Below are 18497 nucleotides of genomic sequence, written 5' to 3'. Positions count from 1 at the left end.
GGCGATGTCTGTCACGGGGCGATGTCTGTGACGGAGCGTTGTCTGTGACGGAGCCATGAGCAGCGGCGACACGGCGTCCGCGCCTCCCGTGCGCGGGGGCGCGGTGCCGACCGGGGCGACCGCGCTGCGGCCCCGGTGGTCCTCGCTGCCGGTCGGCGTGCGCGAGGCCGTCGAGTCCCGGCTCGGCGCCCTGGTGGTCGAGGCCCGGTCGCAGGACTCCGGCTTCACGCCGGGTCTGGCGTCGCGCCTGCTCCTCGCCGACGGGCGCCGGGTGTTCGTCAAGGCCGCGTCGTCCGAGACCGCGTCCTGGGTGGTCGACGCCTACCGGCGTGAGTGCGAGGTCACGGCGGGCCTGCCCGCCGGTGTGCACGCCCCGCGAGCGCTCTGGACCCTCGAGCACGGCCCGTGGTTCGTCGCTGTGATGGAGGACGTCGAGGGGCAGCACCCGCGGCGGCCCTGGCAGGAGGACGAGCTCGACCTCGTGCTGGCGATGCTCACCGAGAACGCCCGGCTGCTCACGCCCCCGCCCCCGGGGCTGGTCGTCCCGCTGCTCGCCGACGAGCTCGCCACGGAGCTCGACCTGGTCCGCAGGCTCGAGCCGCCCTGGCGCGACACCTGCGTCGGGCTCGCCGAGCGGATGCTTGCCTCCCCCGCGACCACCGTCGTCCACACGGACGTCCGCGACGACAACGTGCTCCTGACGGACAGCGGCGCGGTGGCCGTCGACTGGAACTTCGTCGCGGCGGGTCCTGCCTGGTTCGACATGGTCTCGCTGCTCGTCCAGGCGCACGGCGACGGCGTCGACGCGGACGCGCTGCTCGCCCGGGAGCCGCTCACCCGGGACGTCGACCCGGACCTCGTGGACGGCGTGCTGGCGTTGCTGCTCGGGTACCTCACCTGGGCGGCCGCGCAGGACCACGTCGAGACCTCGCCGTACCTGCGCGCCCACCAGGCCTGGTACCGGGACGCTAGCCGGTCCTGGTTGTCGAGGCGTCGCGGGTGGTCTCTGGGCTGAGCGTCGGCCGCGGGTACGCCAGGTGGCGCAGGAGCCGCTCGAAGGGCCCGCGGCGCCCCGTCCGGTCGAGCCAGACGGCGACCGCGACGGTGACGAGCCAGACGGCGACGGCGTAGAGGGCGACCTGCCAGTCGGTGAGGCCCGTCCCGAGGCCGAGGCCCCAGGCGGCCAGGACCGGGGCGAAGAGCAGCGACTGCAGCAGGTAGCAGGTCATGGACCGCCTGCCGACAGCCACGAGGGCGTCACCAGCACGGCCCAGGCCTCGGCGCTGCCAGGCGGCCGCGACGAGGGCGAAGGCTGCGGCGTACCCCAGCCCGCCGGCGAGACCGGTCGCGACGACCAGCACGTCGAAGGTCCAGGGGGCGATGCCGGGCAGGGCCCCTGCGGCCTGGGCGACGGCGAGGGCACCGGCACCCCAGGCGAGCGGGATGCCCGTCGCGGCCGTGGCCAGGAGCAGCCTGCGGTGCGCGTCAGGGTGCTCGAGGACGCCGTGACGGGCGGCGAGGATCCCAAGGAGCACAGCCGCGGGGACGGCGAGCGTGAGGACCCCTTGGCCGACGGTGACGACGAGCCACATGCCCGACCGGAGGGCGACAGACGCGGCGTAGCCCTCGGCCGCGGCCGGGTCCGGCAGGTCGGCGGGGTCGCCTGGTCCCCCGGGGGCGCCGACGAGGACCCCGGCGACCACTGTCACGGTCGCTGCCACCACGAGCAGGCCGCCGAGGGTGCCCGCCCAGACGGCGAGGGTCCGGTCACGACGGTCGAGCAGGAGCCAGCAGACGAGCAGTCCGACGAGCCCGTAGGCGCCGAGGATGTCGCCGCCCCACAGGAGTGCGGCGTGGACCGCGCCGAACACCAGCATCCAGGTGTGGCGGCGGCGCAGCAGCCGGTGGGCCTCGCGTGGTGGGGTCCCCGACCGGACCTGGCGGGAGTAGAGCTGCCAGATGCCGTAGCCGAAGAGGAAGGCGAAGAGCGGGTAGCTGCGGCCGTCGACCGTGGCGGTCGCGACGGCCTGCCAGACGCGGTCCGGGAGGCTGCCGTCCGGGTCGTAGGTGGTCCGGCCCGAGGAGCCGGAGCCGGCGGTGTGCCAGGGCACGTTCGCCAGGGCGATGAGGAGCAGCATGAGGCCCCGGGCCAGGTCGGGAGCCAGGACGCGGCCTGCTGCTGGTGGGCGTGCGGGCTGTGCGGTGGTTGCCATGACACCACGCTACATTACAAGTGTTATGTGGGTGCGTCGGTAGAGTCTCCCCCGACGCCACGACGGCATGACGGCACGACGGAGGGACAGAGGATGTCAGACGACCAGGCGCGCGCTGCGCTCGTCGCCGCAGCGGTGACGATCCTCGGTACACCGCACCCCCCGGCGATGCCGCTGCGCGAGGTCGCACAGGCCGCCGGGGTCACCACCGGCGCCATCCAGCACCACTTCGGCAACCGGCACGGCTTGCTCGTCGCCGCCGTCGACCACCAGGTCGGGCGCCTGGCCGAGCGCCTCGAGGCCGCGAGCGTCGCGCACCCCGCAGGCGGCACACCCCGGCTGCGCGCCCTGCTGCTCGAGCTGCTCCCGCTCGACGACGAGCGCACGCGGGAGACCCGGGTCGTGACAGCCTTCGAGCGGGGGGCCACCGACGACCCGACCCTCGCCGAGGAGTTCCGCACTCGCTACCAGCGGCTGGTCGACATCTTCAGCGTCGACCTGCCCGGCGGTGAGCCTGACGCCGCGCTGCTGCTCTCAGCCGTCTACGGCACCGGGTCTGACCTGCTGCTCGGCGTCCTGACGGAGGAGGGCGCGATCGCCAACGTCGACCGGATCCTCGACCTGCTCACCTGAGGGCCCGGTCGCCCGGACTACGTCAGCTACGCGCGAGCACACCGCGGCGCTGCGCGCGGCGCAGCGTCCCGAGTACGGGGCGCCCGAGCAGGAGCACGGCGACGACGTTGGTGACGGCCCGCACCGTGTCCCACGTCGGGGTCGACGTCGTGAGCGTGAAGACGGCGAAGCGCCGCAGGTTCTCGCCGAGGTCCCCGCCGGGGACGTACGACACCGAGGTGTCGCCGCCGATCGCGAAGGGCCAGAACCACAGGTTCATCAGGGCGCCGAAGAGATAGGCGACCAGTGCCGCGTAGACCGCGAGCGCGCCGATCTCCGCCCACCCCCGGGGCCGGACCCTGCCGGCGAGCGCACGTCCGAGCAGACCCGCGCCGAGCCCGATCCACCCGGCGGCCATCATCTGGAAGGGCAGCCAGGGGCCGACGCCGGCGGTCACCAGCGCCGACGCGGCCAGCGACACCGTCCCGAGCAGGAACCCGAAGGTCGGGCCGAGGACGTAGCCCGAGAGGACCAGCAGGAAGAAGACCAGCTCGATGCCCCCGGTCCCGGCGCTGAGCAGGCGCAGGGCGGCGTTCACCGCCGACAGCACGCCGAGCAGCGCGAGGGTCCTGGGGTCGAGCTCTCCACCGGTCAGCTGGACCAGCAGCAGGACCAGGAGGACCGGCAGCAGCACGACGAGCAGCCACGGGGCACCCTGCTCGGAGGACCTCGGCAGGACGCTGGCCACGAGAGGCCAGGAGAACATCGCCAGGCCGAGCAGGCTCGTCACGACGAGCAGCGCGCCGGAGGCCCAGCGCGCCACCAGCGGGCCTGCGCCGGGGTGGACCAGCGGGTCCGCGCCGACGCGTCCGTGCGTCGCCCCGCTGCGGGTCACGATCGCTCCTCGAGCCCGGGGACGTCCGACAGCCGGACCCAGGGGCGAGGCGCGAAGACCTTGGCCACCTGGGGCGCGAAGCCGGTCGACGCGGTGAGCATCTCGCGGGCCGGGCCGTCCGCGACCACCTCGCCCTGGGCCATGAGGACGACCCGGTCGGCGAGGTCGGCCGCGAGCTCGACGTCGTGCGTGGCGACGAGCACGGCGGTGCCGTCCGCGGCCATGCGGTGCAGGGTCTCCACGAGCCGCCCCTTGGCGGCGTAGTCGAGACCGCGGGTCGGCTCGTCGAGCAGGAGGACCTGCGCAGGCACGGCGAGGACGACGGCCAGGGCGAGGGCGAGCCGCTGGCCCTCGGAGAGGTCTCGGGGGTGGGTCCCGCCCTCGACGCCCTCGACCATGGCGCCGAGGAGCGTCCGCGTCGTGCCCTCCGGGGCCCCGGCGTCGGCGTCGGCCGTACGGCACTCGTCGTCGACGGTCTCGCAGAAGAACAGGTCGGACACGTCCTGCGGGACGAGGGCGACGAGCTCGCGGGCTCGCCGTGCCCCCATCCGGGCCGGATCGGTCCCGTCGACGCGGACGTCGCCCCGCTCCCGTGGCCCGCTGCCCTGGAGCGCCCACAGCAGGGAGGACTTGCCCGAGCCGTTGCGGCCCATGAGGGCGACCACCTCGCCCTGCGCCAGGTCGAGCGAGGCACGGCGCACGGCCTGGACGTCGCCGTGGGAGACGTCCAGGCGGCGGGCCGAGAGGCGGGGCTGCGGAGAAGGCGGCGACTTCGGGGCTGGTGATCGGACCGGACCGGAGACGTGGCCGGAGGGCCCGGCGGCGACTGGCTCCGCCGTCACGCGCACCAGCTCGCGGGCGAAGGGGCGTGCCGCGCGGACCGTGAGCGGTGCCGGGTCCCAGCCGAGGGCGTCGGCGAGGCGCAGGATGGGCGGGGCGCTGGAGGTCCCGCGCAGCAGGTCGGTGGCGCCGCCGGAGCGGACCGATCCGTCGCCCGGCAGGTAGAGGACACGGTCCGCGGCGTGCAGGACCCGCTCGAGACGGTGCTCGGCGAGCACCACCGTGAGACCGAGGTCCTCGACGAGCCGACGGACGATGGCCAGCACCTCCTCCGCCCCGACCGGGTCGAGGGCCGAGGTCGGCTCGTCGAGCACGAGGACCTGAGGGGTCGCGGTGAGGACCGCGCCGATGGCGACGCGCTGCTGCTGGCCGAGGGAGAGCGAGCGCAGCGGACGGTCGCGCAGCTCGGCGAGACCGACGAGGTCGAGGGTCTCCTCCACGCGGCGCCGCATGGCTGCCGGCGACACCCCGCGCTGCTCCATCGAGAAGGCGAGCTCGGACTCGACCTGCGACGTCACGAACCCGTGCGCGGGGTTCTGGGCGACGTACCCGACGACGTCGGCGAGGTCGCGCGGCCGGACCAGGCGGGTCGAGCGCCCGTCGACCGTGACCTCGCCGGTCATGCGCCCGGGCGAGAAGTGCGGCACGAGCCCGTCGACCATGGCCAGCAGCGTCGACTTGCCGGAGCCGGTGCCGCCCGCGACCAGCGTGAGCTCACCCGCCCGGACCGAGGTGGTCACGTGGTCGAGGACGACCCGGCCGTCGTCGTGCACGAGGGTGACGTCGTCGAAGGTGATCATGCGTGGGCCTCCGCGGGCTCGTCGTGGTCCGTCCCGCGGGCCCGCTGTCCTCCGTCGGCTCGTGCTCCCACCGCACCTGCTGCCACGAGCGGGACCGCGACGAGCAGCGCGGCCACGAGGGCCGTCACGGAGAGGTCGGGCACCAGGGCGGGCCCGGGGTGCGCGACACGCGGCGACACGGCCGTCGCGAGCAGCAGGAGGCTGCCGGCCCCGGAGGCGGCGACCACCACCGACCGTGGTGTCCACCGCTCTGCACGGTAGACGGTCCGGCGCAGCGTCGTCCCGGTCCTCAGGGCGACGACGCAGAGCAGCACCGCCAGGCCCGCGAGCACGGGCGCGCCCCAGCCGGGCCAGGACGCGTCGAAGAGCGCGTAGGTCGCGAGGGCGACCGCCGCCACCGCGCCGAGCAACGCGAGCGGCTGGACCAGCCGAGGGCGCGCCGACGCGACCAGCGGCTGGTCGGCGGCCGGGGTCGCCCCGTACCCGCGGGACTCCATCGCCGCCGCGAGCGTGAGAGAGCGCTCCATCGTCGCCTCGAGGACCGGCACGACCGTCCGGCGCAGGCCCGGGCGCCGACCCCGCAGGCGGGCCGCCCGACGGACGTCGAGGACCGCGCGCCCGAGGGCCGGCAGCACCGAGACCGCGACCACCAGGGCCGTCGTGATCCCGGCGAGCGAGGACGGAGCGTGCCGCAGGAGCCCCAGGGCGTCGGCGAGGGTGTGGGCGGCCCCGACCGCCAGGATGACGACGGCCAGCTGGAGCCCACCCGTCAGACCGCTGAGCAGAGCCTCTCGGCTCACGACCCCGAAGAGCACGACCGGTCCCACGCTCAGCTCGGGCAGGGTGAGGACACCCTGCCCCGAGCCCGTCGGGAAGACCACCCGGAACGCCAGACGGACCGCGACCGTCCAGGCGGCGACCCACAGGTAGGTGCGGAAGGTCGAGCGCCGTCGGGCCGGGTCGGCGCACGACGCCACGACGGCGAGCAGCGCGCTCCCCAGGACCGCGAGGACCACCGGGTGGGTGGTGGTCGTGGCAGCGGCCGCGACGCACAGTCCCCACACCCACCAGGCGACCGGGTGGACCTGACCAGCGCCGGTCACAGTCGTCGCGCCCGTGACCGCAGGACGGCGAGGGCGAGCAGGGCGGCCGCCAGACCGAGACCGACGAGCGCCACCCCACCCGGGCCGCCGGGGCCGCCGGGGCCACCGGGGCCGTCAGCGTCGGTCCCACCAGTCGCCCCATCGACGGGCTCCGATGCCTCGCCGTGGACCGTACCGGTGGCCGTCGACGCGCCGTCGGCCCTCCAGCCCGTCGGGGCAAGGCCGGCGAGCGACTCGGCAGGCGCGACACGCGGCGGCTCGGGCCTGTCAGAGGTCACGAAGACGAGACCGACCGCGTCGCCTGGGCCGACCTCCAGCGTCGTCGCTCCCTGGTCCGCATAGACCCACGCCGATCCCCCGGAGGAGGTCCACAGCGCCCAGTACGCCCCCTGTGACGGGGTACGGAGGCACGGCTCCGTACCGACGCTCCCGTCGGCGCGCCGCAGCCCCTCGTCGACCGCCGGGCGGCCGTCCACGCGGCACACGAACGCCGCACCCCACTGCTGCGTGCCCTCCAGCTCGACCCCGGCCACCGTCGCGGCGTCGTGGGCGGTGACCGAGACGTCGACGTCCGCGCAGCCGAGAGCACTCAGCACGCCGGGCGAGACACTGCCTGGGGCACCGCCGTCGAGCGCACCTGCGTCCAGCGCACCGCCGTCGACGACCACGGCCACGCCGTCGCACGGGGTCGGGACGGCCCCGGGCGTCGCCGGCGCTGCGGCGCTCACCAGGAGAGCCGTGCCGACCGCGGCCGCGAGGGCGAGCACGTCCACCGGTCCGGGCTAGCCGAGCAGGTCGTCGAGGCCCTCGCCCGCGAGGGCGACGGCGGCCTGGGCGGTGGTGCGCACGTCCGGCTCGTCCGCGAGGAGGAACGCTCCGGCGTCGTCGCCCTCCGTGACCTGCTGGGCCACGAGCCATGAGATCGCGGCGCTCGCGTCGGCGTCGCCGTCCTCGAGCGCGGAGACGGCCACCGCGGTGCTGTTGATGCTCGGCCCGTCGCTGTCGGCCGAGGCCCACGAGGTACCGGCGTCGTCCGTGGCACCGACCGAGTCGAGCCAGGCGAGGGCCTGCACGACGACCGGCGCGTCGTCGTCGGTCCCCGCGACGACGAGGGCGGACACCGCGAAGGCGGTCGCGTCCACGTCGGGCGTGCAGTCGGCGGGCGCGGTGCTCGACAGCTGGGCGGGGAAGCCCGACCCCTCGCACTGCTGCGCCGCGAGGTAGTCGACGGCCGCCTGCGGTGCGGCGTCCTGGGTGGCCAGCGCAGCGACGGCCCACGACTGCGAGATGGTCTGCGAGTAGTCGTCGGCGCCGAGGTCGGAGAACCGGCCCTCGTCCGTCTGGAGAGCGAGCAGCTCGGCGACGAGGTCGCGTCCGCCGATGCTGGTGGTCGGCAGGTCGGCCGCGTCGACGACGGCGAGCAGCTTGCCGGTCGCGCCCGCGTACTGCGCCGTGGTCCCGTCGCCGACATAGGCGGCGACGGCCTCGTCCGTGGTCAGCGCGGTCGCGTACTGCTGCGCCGCGTCGTCCTGGTCGGCTGCCAGCAGCGCGAGCACGACGTCGCCGGTCAGGCCGTAGTCGTCGTACGCGACACCGTCGAACTCCGTCTGGAAGACCGTGCCGGACGCCGCCTGCGACTGCAGCCACGTCGCCGCAGCCGTCGCCGCGGGATCGCCGTCGCCGGCCGCCGGGGCGCTCGTCTCCCCGGAGGGCGCGTCGGTCGTCGCGTCCGTCGTGGCAGGCGCAGAGGTCGCGGTGGTGTCGCCGTCGTCCGAGGAGCAGCCAGCGAGCAGCCCGAGAGCCAGTGTCACGGAGGTGGCGAGCAGCAGGTGGGGGCGACGGTTCACTGGGGTCCTCTTCGGTGGTGTGGCTCGGTCGTACGACGGGTGGACGAGGCAGCCGTGCGCCGTCGGTGGAGCAGGCGGCGACGCGGGCCTGGTGGGGTGCAGTCTAGGTCGGCACGTCCCAGCGCTGCGGGGCTGACCGTCAGGCGAGCGGGACGCCGACGCGGTCGATCTCGATCGAGTACATCCGCGACCCCTGCGCCTTGGTGAAACCGAGGGTGGAGTACAGGCCGAAGGCCCCCGACGGGTTGTCGGTGTCGACGTCGAGCTCGGCGAACTCCATCCCGGACTCCTTGTAGGCCTCCATCGCCGCACCGAGCAGCGCGACGGCGAGCTTGCGCCCGCGGTGCTGGCGCCGGACCCCGAGCGTCTCGATGTAGCCGCTCGAGTACCCCGCGATGGGCCAGTCCTGCTCGTACCGTCCCGAGAGCAGGTAGGCGGCCACCGTGGGCATCCCCTCGCTCTCGTCGAGCGCGACGAAGCTCCAGCCGGGTGCGAACATCGACCGCCCCTGCGCCCAGGACTCGGGGGTCGCGGGCTCGCTGCCCCAGTGGTCGCGGAAGGCGTCGTTGTGGGCGAGGCGTACCTCGTCGTCGAGCTCCTCGGTCCAGGGCACGATCCGCAGGCCGGGCTCGAGCTCAGGGTGGCGCACCGGCTCCCGGAGGTCGCGCCGGAGGTTGGAGTAGAAGCGGTTCGCCTGGAAGCCTGCAGCCTCGTAGAGGTGCCAGTGGTCGGGCGAGGTGTCCTCGAGGTAGGCGGCAATGCGCCCGGGCACCTGCTTGTCCGAGGCCTCGAGGATGTCCTTGGCGCGCCGTGTCATCCAGGCGACCAGCGCACGGCCGACGCCCGCACCGCGGGACAGCGGGTGCACGCCGCCCATGACGAAGACGCGCTGGGTGGTCTCGTCACCGGGCCGGGCCTCGAGGCAGGCGTAGGCACGCAGGACGCCGTCGGTGTCGAAGCCGGCCACGGTGTCGGCCGAGACGTCCTTCCAGTCCCCCTCGAAGATCTCCTCGACCTCCTCGTGGGAGGTCCGGTACGGCTGCTTGTCGGCGACCTCCATCGACAGGACGAGCTCGTAGAGGGCATCGACGTCTGCGGTGGTGAGGGGGCGCCAGGTGAGGCCGAGGTCGCCGGGCAGCATCGCGACGCTGGCACGTGTCGCACCGGGGGTACCGCCGGGCTTCTCGACTGTCATGAGGTCAGCCTAAGGACACTCTGGCCCGCAGGCACGGCTATTGCCGCGCTGTCGGCGCGTTGAGACGTGCGTCGTCGTGCGTCGAGATGTGTGTCGAGACGTGTGTCGTGGTGCGTCGAGCCTCGCGTCGTCGTGCGTCGACACGACCTCAGGCGTCGATGCGAGCCCGGTCGAGATCGCTCGCGCCCGCCACGATGAAGTCCTTGCGGGGCGCGACGTCGGAGCCCATGAGCAGCTCGAAGACGCGCTCGGCGTTCTCCGCGTGCTCCGCCGTCACACGACGGAGCGTGCGGTGGCGCGGGTCCATGGTGGTCTCGGCCAGCTGGTCGGCGTCCATCTCGCCCAGGCCCTTGTACCGCTGGATGTCGTCCTTGTAGCGCTTGCCGGAGCGGTCGAGCTTCTTGAGGACGGCCGCGAGCTCGGCCTCGGAGTACGTGTAGATGTACTCGTTCTTGCGCGACCCGGCACCGATGACCTCGACCCGGTGCAGCGGCGGGACGGCCGCGTACACCCTGCCGGAGTCGACCAGGGGGCGCATGTACCGGAAGAACAGCGTCAGCAGGAGGGTGCGGATGTGCGCACCGTCGACGTCGGCGTCGGTCATGAGGACCACCTTGCCGTAGCGCGCCGCCTCGAGGTCGAAGGACCGGCCCGAGCCTGCGCCGAGCACCTGGATGATGGCCGCGCACTCGGCGTTGCGGAGCATGTCGCTCACCGAGGCCTTCTGCACGTTGAGGATCTTCCCGCGGATCGGCAGCAGCGCCTGGAAGTCGGAGGACCGCGCGAGCTTCGCGGTGCCGAGCGCGCTGTCACCCTCGACGATGAACAGCTCGGAGCGCGCGACGTCATCGCTGCGGCAGTCGGCCAGCTTGGTGGGCAGCGAGCTCGTCTCGAGGGCGTTCTTGCGCCGCGAGATCTCCTTCTGCTTGCGGGCGGACAGGCGCGCGCGCATCTCGGCGACGACCTTGTCCATGAGGAGGGCCGCCTGCGTCTTCTCGTCCCGCTTGGCCGAGGTGAGCATGGCGCCGATCTGCTGCTCGACGACCCGGGCGACGATCGCGCGGACCGGGGCGGTCCCGAGGACCTCCTTGGTCTGCCCCTCGAACTGCGGCTCGGCCAGGCGCACCGTCAGCACGGCCGTCAGCCCTGCGAGGACGTCGTCCTTCTCGATGCGCTCGGCGTTGTCCTTGGTCGACACCTTGAGCTTGCGCGCGTTGGTCTCGACGGCCTTGCGCATCACCTTGAGGAGGCCAGCCTCGAAGCCGGAGAGGTGCGAGCCGCCCTTGGGCGTCGAGATGATGTTGACGAAGGTCCGGACCTCGGTGTCGTAGCCGGTCCCCCAGCGCAGGGCGAGGTCGACCTCGCAGTCGCGCGACACCTCCTGGGCCACCATGTGACCGCGGTCGTCGAGGACCGGGACGGTCTCCTTGAAGCTGCCCTCACCGGTGAGGTGCCACGTGGCGGTCACCGGTGTGTCGGGCGCGAGGAACTCGACGAAGTCGACCGTCCCGCCGTGGTGCACGAAGGTCTCCTCGTGCGGGCCGTCGGCGCCCGGGGTCCCCTCGAGGCCGCGCTCGTCGCGCACCGTGATGGTCAGGCCCGGGACGAGGAACGTGGTCTGGCGCACGCGCGTCACCAGCTCGTCGTAGGCGAACACCGCGGTCTTGGGGAACACCTGGCGGTCCGCCCAGTAGCGGACCCGGGTGCCCGTGGTCCCCCGCTTGGCCTTGCCGACGATCGCGAGCTCGGAGTTGCTGACGAAGGGCGTGAACGCAGAGTCGGGGCTCGGCCCGGTCTTGGGGTCGTCGAACAGCCCGGGCTCGCCCCGCCGGAAGGTCATCTTGTGGACCTTGCTCGCCCGGTCGACCTCGACGTCCAGGCGTGCGGAGAGCGCGTTGACGACGGAGGCGCCCACACCGTGGAGACCACCCGACGCCGTGTAGGACCCGCCGCCGAACTTGCCGCCGGCGTGCAGCTTGGTGAAGACGACCTCGACGCCGGTGAGCCCGGTCTTCGACTCGATGTCGACGGGGATGCCTCGACCGTCGTCGGTGACGGTCACGGAGGTGTCAGCGTGCAGCACGATGCCGATACGGGTGCAGTGCCCGGCGAGCGCCTCGTCGACGGAGTTGTCGATGATCTCCCAGAGGCAGTGCATGAGCCCGCGCGAGTCGGTCGACCCGATGTACATGCCCGGTCGCTTGCGCACCGCCTCGAGCCCTTCGAGGACGGAGAGGTGCCGAGAGGTGTAGCTGGATTCAGCGGATGCGGTCGTCACGACCCTGAGCCTAGTAGGTGACGCTGACACGACCGGTAGCGCAGGCAGCGCGTCGCCGACCTGCCGCAGCCGCGCCGGTGCTCCCGCTGGCGTCACGTGGCGTTGCCGGGACGACGACCTCCCGGGCCCGGACGAATACGCGGGGAGCGAACCACCCGATCCTGAGGGGAATGATCTGGCCCCGAGGTGGTTACATACTGGTGTGACTACAGAAACGACGGAGACCCTGACCGTGGCCGACCGCTGCGACCGCTGCGGCGCTCAGGCCTACGTACGCGTGCAGCTCCCCTCGGGAGAGCTGTTCTTCTGCGCGCACCACGCGCGAGCCCACTCTGAGGCCTTCTCCTCGGTCGCGACCCACGTCCAGGACGAGACCGACCGCCTGCTCGCCGAGCACGGCGCTGGTTCGGCCGCACGCGGCTGACCCTCCCTCCCCGCACCGGCAGAGCGCCGGTCCTCACCCGCCACCGCGGGTCAGGACCGGCGCTCTCGTCGTCTGGGGAGTCGTCGGCGGACCGGTGCGCCGACGAGCCCGACCGGAGCCACCCGCACCCGGCGTCCGAGGCGCCCCCACCTGCGCAGAGACCCGTCTCGCGGGACTTTTCTCCATCGATGCACGACTCGCCCGGCCGAGGGCGGTGGACACCCTGCGGCGGGTGAGCGACGCCACTGCGCCAGAACGCGTCCTCGACCGGCCGGAGCGGTCTTCGCGTGAGATCGTCGGGGCATGCTCTACCGACCTGCCTGCGGTCTCGCCGCCGCCCTCGTCGTGAGCGTCCTGACCGGGTGCACCGGTGACAGCGACACTCCGACCACGCCCTCCTCGACCACCTCCCCGACGACCTCCGCAGCACCGCCCACCGCTCCGCCCGAGTACAGCCCGAGCCCCGGGGAGACCGTCGTCGTGACGTGGCTCGCGGTGGCCCCGGCCGCCGACGGCGACGAGGCCTTCGACCTCACCGTCCAGCAGCTCGCGGACATTGGCTACGATGTCGCTCCGATGGACCTGAGCTGCCAGGACGCCGCGCTCCCATCCCTCGGCCTGCCGGACGACCCGACGGCGCGTGGCGTCGGCCTCGTGTTCGACGACTTCGGGTCGAGCACCGAGTTCGCGTCCGTGTGGCAGGGCGACATCGTCGGGAGCGTCCAGAGCCCCCTGCTCTGCGACCTCGCCACCGGCTGAGCCCCCTCCGTCTGACGCACGAGAAGAGCCCGCCCACGTCCTCTCGGACGTGGGCGGGCTCTTCTCGTCGGCTCGTACCCACAGCCTGGCCTTCTCGAGGCCAGCCCGGACAATCAGTCGAGATAGTCGCGCAGCACCTGGGAGCGGCTCGGGTGACGCAGCTTCGACATGGTCTTCGACTCGATCTGGCGGATCCGCTCACGCGTGACGCCGTAGACCTTGCCGATCTCGTCGAGCGTCTTCGGCTGGCCGTCGGTCAGGCCGAAGCGCATGGAGACCACGCCGGCCTCACGCTCGGAGAGCGTGTCGAGGACCTGGTGGAGCTGCTCCTGGAGGAGCGTGAAGCTCACGGCGTCCGCGGGGACGACCGCCTCGGAGTCCTCGATGAGGTCACCGAACTCGCTGTCGCCGTCCTCGCCGAGGGGGGTGTGCAGGGAGATGGGCTCGCGGCCGTACTTCTGGACCTCGACGACCTTCTCCGGGGTCATGTCGAGCTCCTTGGCGAGCTCTTCCGGCGTGGGCTCGCGGCCCAGGTCCTGGAGCATCTGGCGCTGGACACGGGCGAGCTTGTTGATGACCTCGACCATGTGCACCGGGATGCGGATGGTGCGGGCCTGGTCGGCCATCGCACGCGTGATCGCCTGGCGGATCCACCACGTGGCGTAGGTCGAGAACTTGTAGCCCTTGGTGTAGTCGAACTTCTCGACGGCACGGATCAGGCCGAGGTTGCCCTCCTGGATGAGGTCAAGGAACAGCATCCCGCGGCCGGTGTAGCGCTTGGCCAGCGAGACGACCAGGCGGAGGTTGGCCTCGAGCAGGTGGTTCTTGGCACGACGTCCGTCACCGGCGATCCACTCGAGCTCACGGCGGGCCTTCGGCGCGAAGGAGGCGTCAGGGGCGCTGAGCCGCTCCTCGGCGAACAGACCGGCCTCGATGCGCTTGGCGAGGTCGACCTCCTGCTCGGCGTTGAGGAGGGCGACCTTGCCGATCTGCTTGAGGTAGTCCTTGACCGGGTCGGCGGTCGCTCCTGCGGTGACGACCTGCTGGGCGGGCTGGTCGTCGTCGTCGGCGTCGGAGTAGACGAAGCCGCCTGCGGCCTCGGTCTCCTGCTTCTTGGCGGAGGCCGGGCTCTCCCCCGCCTCACCTTCCTCGGCCTCGGGCTCGGCCTGCTCGGCCTCGTCGACGTCGTCGGCCTTGCGGCGTCCGCGCTTGGCGGGGGCAGCCTTCGCGGCCGTCTTGCGCGGTGCACGCTTGGTGGTGGTCACCGGGGCGTCGCCGGCCTCGGCCGCGACCGACTCGGCGGCGACGGTCGACCCGGTCACCTCGGTGGGCTCCGGGGCGGGCTCGCCGACGGTGCGCGTGGTCACGGCGGCAGCCTTCTTGGGCGCCGCCTTCTTCACCGCGCGCGCAGTGGTGCTGGTGGCCCGGGTGGTCGACGCCGCGGCGACGGTCGAGGTCGGGAGGTCGACGTCGACCCCGGCCGCGACGAGCGCGCGGAACACCGTCTTGAGGCGCTTGGCGTCAGCGACCTGCGCCTGCTCGCAGGCGTCGCGGAAGGACTCTGCGTCGACACGGCCGTGGGTCGAGCCACGGCGGATGAGTTCTTGCAGAGCAGGGTGCTCGAATTCGCGCGGGAGGGCGGGATTCGCAGAGATGGGCGCCACAAACGACCTTTCGGCATCTCAGGGAGTCAGGGTCGGCGGGCTCGGACGATGGTCTGGGGGACTCATCGAAGCCGCCGGAGAACCACCATTATACTCGGCGGACCGTCCGGCCGGTGCGCGCCCGGGCACGTCAGGACGTGCCGGACGACCTCTGGCCGACTCGACTCGTAGGCGTCTCGCGCGGCCGCCCGGCAGGGTCGCCGCCGGCGGTGCGCGTGGTGCACGGCGGGCGCCGCGCACTGCCCGGACAACGTCCGGCCAGCCCGGATGATTCCCGAGGCAGGCAGTGCGCTCCGCGCCAGGTTCAGGCGGTGTGCTCCGCGCCCGGCTCAGGCGGGCGTGCTCCGCGCCGGCTTGACGGCGAGGACGGGGCACGGGCTGCCCAGCAGGATCTTCTGCGCGTTGGACCCGAGGATCAGCTTGCCCACCGGGCTCCTGCGGCGCAGGCCGATGACGATCACCTCGGCGTCCACCTCCTCGGCGACGGCGATGAGGTCTTCGGCCACGTCGCGCTTCTCGCCCAGGACCCGGACGTCGACAGCGACCCCGGCGGCCTCCGCGGTGCGGCGGAGGACCTCGAGCTCGAGGTCGCGCTGCTCGACCGCGTCCGGCGCCGGCGTGCCGCCCTTCTCCGTGACGACCACCACGAGCCCCGTCCCGCGACGCCCCGCCTCGACGACCGCGGCATCGAGGCCCTGACGCCCCTCGACCGTTGCGAGATACCCGACGACGACGCTCATGCAGCCCTCCGAAGACTCGTTGCCACCGCCTGGTCGGCGTCGGCCCGTCTGAAACTACCCGAACGACCGGCCCGGTGGCACCTGGTAGGCACGCGACGGTGCGCGTCATGCCGCCCCGGCCGCGGCCCAGCCCGGAGGCAGGCCTGCGTCGACGGCGCGGCGCAGCAGCTGCGCGAGCCTGTAGCGGGCACGGGCGTCCCCCCGCTCGAGGTGCGCCCGGGCCAGCGCCGAGTCGCCACCCCACCAGGCGATGAGCGCGAGCAGCGTCCTCGCGGGGGCGCTCGGGTCGTCCCGGTGGGCGACGACCCGCTCGAGGGCGCGTCTCGCACGCTCGGCGTCGTCTCCAGGTCGCACGCCCACCCCCGGGTCGATGATCGACGCGACCGCGTCGCCGACGGCCACGCCCGTGCTGTCGGCACCACCAGCACCGTCGGCACTCCCGGCGCTCTGGTTGCTGGACGGACCGCCAGCACCCACGGACCGCACCAGGTCCTCGGGGAGGCTGTCCGCCCCGGGCACGAAGGAGAGGAGCACGGCGTCCCGGAGCACCACGTCCTCGAGCGCCGCACCGAGCTGCCCCAGCTCGGCAGCGGTCGCTCGCCCCTCGACAGCGAGCCGCCAGAGGGCCAGGCTGCGCTCGAGCCAGTCGACGTGCGCCGGTCCTCGCAGGCCGTCGGCGGCCCGGGCGCGTGTCCACGCCACCCCCGCCGCCCGCGACCGGCGCAGGTCTGCCTCGTCCGCCGACGGGACGTGCGCGAGCGTGTCCCGCGACGCGCTGACCGAGGCGCCCGCGAGGACCATGTGCGCTCCTACCTGGGTGGAACCGAGCTCGTCGAGAGACCGCCCCTCGGGCGGGCAGCACCCGAGGTCGAGGCAGCCGAGCCGGCGGTACCCGGTGGGCTGGACAACCCAGGTCCCGGAGAGCCGAAGAGCACCGGCCGCCTCCTGGACCGTGCGGCGGACGCGCCACACGTCGCAGAGCGGGTCTGGTCGCCGGGCGACGGTCTCGCCGGTGTAGACGACCATGACCGTGGCGGATGCTCCGTCGGACAGCAGGTGACCCACCAGCCGGTCGGCCACGGCGCGACCGACGTCGCGGTCGGCGAGGTCTGCGAGGTCGGCCCGCGCCACGAGCCCGACCTGCCCGTGCGGGTGCCGCAGGCTCACCAGGACGACGCTCTCGGTGGGGTGGAAGCCGAGCTGGAAGGGGACGAGGGCGAGCAGCTCGCGGGGCTCGTCGACCCGAAGTGTGAAGGACATGACGGCAGCCTCGCTCTCCGTCGGAGGGCTCGGCAGCCGTCGGCCCGCCGACTGTGGACAGGAGGTCCGCGCACACCTGCTGTGGACGGGACGTTCCCGCAGCACTCCGCCCCACACCGCGACGAGGAGCTGCCGACACGACCACCGCACGTACGCCCGCACCGGCCGTCCACCTCTAGGCTCAGGGCATGTCATCCCTCGCCCAGCCTCTCGTCGACCGTGAAGACCTCCGAGAGCAGGTGGACACCCGGCTGCGCGCGGTGCTCGCCGAGCAGCGCACCGTCCTCGCCGGCATCAGCGGCGACGCCGACCCTCTCGCCGACGCCTGGTCCCAGATGCTGCGCGGCGGCAAGCGGCTGCGCGCCGCCTTCGCGTACTGGTCGTGGCGCGCGCACGGCGGGGCGCCCGGCGGCGCCGAGGCGGCGAGCATCGTCGGCGTGGGCGCCGCGCTCGAGCTCTTCCAGGCGGCCGCGCTGTTCCACGACGACGTCATGGACCGGTCGGACACCCGCCGTGGCGTCCCGACCGCGCACCGCACCTTCGCGGCCCGGCACCGCGACGCCGGGTGGTCCGGCGACGCCGACCAGTTCGGCCTCTCGGCCGCGATCCTGCTGGGCGACCTCAGCCTGGTGGCCAGCGAGGACGAGTTCCTCCGGGCGGTCAGGGACGTCCCCGCGGCAGCCGTCGCGCCGGCCAGGTCGCTGTTCACCCAGATGCGTACCGAGGTGACCGTCGGGCAGTACCTCGACATGCACGCACAGATGCTCCCGTGGACCGACGACTTCGACGCGGACGAGCGGCGGGCTCGCGAGGTCGTCCGGTCCAAGTCCGCGCGCTACAGCGTCGAGAGCCCGATCGCGATCGGCGCCGCGCTCGCCGGAGCCGACGCGGAGCAGCTCGCGACCTGCAGCGCCTTCGGCCTCCCTCTCGGCGAGGCCTTCCAGCTCCGCGACGACCTGCTCGGCGCCTTCGGAGACCCGGAGGCGACCGGCAAGCCCGCGGGCGACGACCTGCGAGAGGGCAAGCGCACGCTCCTCGTCGTCCGAGCGATGCGTGCCCTCGGCCCCGTCGAGCGCGCAGAGCTCGCGTCGAGGCTCGGCGCCCCCGACCTCACCGCCTCGGACGTGGAGAAGATGCAGCGCACGATCCGCGAGACCGGCGCCGTCGACGAGGTCGAGCAGCTCATCGAGACGCTCAGCGGCAGCGCCCTGGCGACCCTCGAGTCGTCAGGCCTCTCGGGCCCCGCGGTCGAGACCCTCGGCGACCTCGCCCGGGCGGCGGTCCAGCGCGCCGCCTGAGCCACGAGAGCAGGCGGCGCCCCGGCTGACCCGGGCCGCTACGGGCTGCTGCCTGCTAGCCGAGCGCCTGACCCGCACGGCGGACGGCGCTCTTGCGGCCGGCGCGCAGCGCAGCCATCGGCGACTCGCCGAGCATGGCGTCGTCGCTGAAGAGCCACGAGACGATCTCCTCGTCGCTCAGACCGAGGTCCCCGAGCAGGATCACCGTGCCCTTGAGCGCCGGGAGGATGATGATCTTCTCCGTGCCGTCTGCGGTGAGACGGACCTGCTTGACGTCGGCCGGGTTCGACAGGTGCGAGGGCACGAGGAACGCGGCGGGGATGCCGAAGACGTTGCGCTCGCCGCGACGCATCCCGACGATGCGGCGCTCGCCGAGCGCGTTGCGGACCGACGAGGTCGAGGTCCCGAGCTTCTCGGCGACCACGGGCAGGCTCAGCCACTCCCCGACCAGCGCGTCGATGCGCGCGGTCTCCAGGTCGTGCGCGGACGGCGCGTCGGTGGGGTCGAGAGGGTTCTGCTCGGTCGTGTTCACCCGTACAGCCTACGGGGAGCCGGCACCACGGTGCGCC

General features: G+C 73.4%; 17 protein-coding genes. 5 read left to right on the top strand and 12 right to left on the bottom strand.

Going from position 1 to position 18497, the window contains the following annotated elements; translation table 11 throughout:
• The first annotated feature begins 55 nt into the window (after positions 1–55).
• Positions 56–1015, top strand: coding sequence for a phosphotransferase (locus SKED_RS07835; protein WP_042437869.1), 960 nt, complete (start codon positions 56–58; stop codon positions 1013–1015).
• On the opposite strand, the gene SKED_RS07830 is transcribed toward SKED_RS07835, so the two are convergent.
• Complete coding sequence (locus tag SKED_RS07830) at positions 969–2213, bottom strand: DUF418 domain-containing protein (protein ID WP_012866603.1); 1245 nt, start codon at positions 2211–2213, stop codon at positions 969–971. The genes SKED_RS07835 and SKED_RS07830 overlap by 47 nt on opposite strands.
• Before the next feature lie 93 nt (positions 2214–2306).
• Here SKED_RS07830 and SKED_RS07825 point away from each other — a divergent pair, with 93 nt between their 5' ends.
• Positions 2307–2846: a TetR family transcriptional regulator C-terminal domain-containing protein gene (locus SKED_RS07825; protein WP_012866602.1), complete on the top strand. Its 540-nt coding sequence runs from the start codon at positions 2307–2309 to the stop codon at positions 2844–2846.
• Positions 2847–2868: 22 nt separating this feature from the next.
• Here SKED_RS07825 and SKED_RS07820 read toward each other — a convergent pair whose 3' ends face one another.
• From SKED_RS07820 to SKED_RS07790, 7 genes are all read right to left on the bottom strand, one after another.
• Positions 2869–3720, bottom strand: a complete 852-nt coding sequence (locus tag SKED_RS07820; RefSeq protein WP_012866601.1) for an ECF transporter S component — start codon at positions 3718–3720, stop codon at positions 2869–2871.
• On the bottom strand, positions 3717–5360 hold the full coding sequence (locus SKED_RS07815) for an ABC transporter ATP-binding protein (RefSeq protein ID WP_012866600.1): 1644 nt from the start codon (positions 5358–5360) through the stop codon (positions 3717–3719). The genes SKED_RS07820 and SKED_RS07815 overlap by 4 nt, the downstream gene beginning before the upstream one ends.
• The gene (locus SKED_RS07810; RefSeq protein ID WP_012866599.1) at positions 5357–6463 is read right to left on the bottom strand and encodes a CbiQ family ECF transporter T component; all 1107 of its coding nucleotides are present in this window, start codon (positions 6461–6463) and stop codon (positions 5357–5359) included. The genes SKED_RS07815 and SKED_RS07810 overlap by 4 nt, the downstream gene beginning before the upstream one ends.
• On the bottom strand, positions 6460–7236 hold the full coding sequence (locus tag SKED_RS18945) for a hypothetical protein (protein WP_012866598.1): 777 nt from the start codon (positions 7234–7236) through the stop codon (positions 6460–6462). Before SKED_RS18945 ends, SKED_RS07810 begins: the two co-directional genes overlap by 4 nt.
• Positions 7237–7245: 9 nt before the next feature.
• Complete coding sequence (locus SKED_RS18940; protein WP_012866597.1) at positions 7246–8310, bottom strand: prenyltransferase/squalene oxidase repeat-containing protein; 1065 nt, start codon at positions 8308–8310, stop codon at positions 7246–7248.
• 139 nt (positions 8311–8449) lie between these two features.
• Positions 8450–9505: a GNAT family N-acetyltransferase gene (locus SKED_RS07795; protein WP_143755691.1), complete on the bottom strand. Its 1056-nt coding sequence runs from the start codon at positions 9503–9505 to the stop codon at positions 8450–8452.
• 148 nt (positions 9506–9653) lie between these two features.
• Positions 9654–11783, bottom strand: a complete 2130-nt coding sequence (locus tag SKED_RS07790) for a DNA gyrase/topoisomerase IV subunit B (protein ID WP_012866595.1) — start codon at positions 11781–11783, stop codon at positions 9654–9656.
• A gap of 202 nt (positions 11784–11985) precedes the next feature.
• On the opposite strand from SKED_RS07790, the gene SKED_RS07785 reads away from it, so the two are divergent.
• Positions 11986–12207 (top strand): DUF7455 domain-containing protein, encoded by a 222-nt coding sequence (locus tag SKED_RS07785; protein ID WP_012866594.1) that lies wholly within the window; start codon positions 11986–11988, stop codon positions 12205–12207.
• A 303-nt stretch (positions 12208–12510) separates the two neighbouring features.
• Entirely contained in the window at positions 12511–12966 is a 456-nt protein-coding gene (locus tag SKED_RS07780) for a hypothetical protein (protein ID WP_012866593.1), read from the top strand.
• A gap of 113 nt (positions 12967–13079) precedes the next feature.
• Here SKED_RS07780 and SKED_RS07775 read toward each other — a convergent pair whose 3' ends face one another.
• The 3 genes from SKED_RS07775 to SKED_RS07765 all read right to left on the bottom strand — a co-directional run bounded on the left by SKED_RS07775 (position 13080) and on the right by SKED_RS07765 (position 16630).
• Entirely contained in the window at positions 13080–14630 is a 1551-nt protein-coding gene (locus tag SKED_RS07775) for an RNA polymerase sigma factor (protein ID WP_012866592.1), read from the bottom strand.
• 329 nt (positions 14631–14959) lie between these two features.
• Positions 14960–15370 (bottom strand): universal stress protein, encoded by a 411-nt coding sequence (locus SKED_RS07770; RefSeq protein WP_012866591.1) that lies wholly within the window; start codon positions 15368–15370, stop codon positions 14960–14962.
• Positions 15371–15475: 105 nt separating this feature from the next.
• Entirely contained in the window at positions 15476–16630 is a 1155-nt protein-coding gene (locus tag SKED_RS07765) for a DUF4192 domain-containing protein (RefSeq protein ID WP_012866590.1), read from the bottom strand.
• Between the two features lie 188 nt (positions 16631–16818).
• Here SKED_RS07765 and SKED_RS07760 point away from each other — a divergent pair, with 188 nt between their 5' ends.
• The gene (locus tag SKED_RS07760) at positions 16819–17928 is read left to right on the top strand and encodes a polyprenyl synthetase family protein (protein WP_012866589.1); all 1110 of its coding nucleotides are present in this window, start codon (positions 16819–16821) and stop codon (positions 17926–17928) included.
• A 55-nt stretch (positions 17929–17983) separates the two neighbouring features.
• Here the strand turns inward: SKED_RS07760 and SKED_RS07755 are convergent, their stop codons facing one another.
• Positions 17984–18460, bottom strand: coding sequence for an Rv2175c family DNA-binding protein (locus SKED_RS07755; RefSeq protein ID WP_012866588.1), 477 nt, complete (start codon positions 18458–18460; stop codon positions 17984–17986).
• Positions 18461–18497 lie beyond the last annotated feature (37 nt).

The sequence above is a fragment of the Sanguibacter keddieii DSM 10542 genome, assembly GCF_000024925.1.
In the GTDB taxonomy this organism is placed as follows: Bacteria; Actinomycetota; Actinomycetes; order Actinomycetales; family Cellulomonadaceae; genus Sanguibacter; species Sanguibacter keddieii.
Note: the sequence above shows the minus strand (reverse complement) of the source record. Positions and strands in the feature narration are given on the sequence as shown.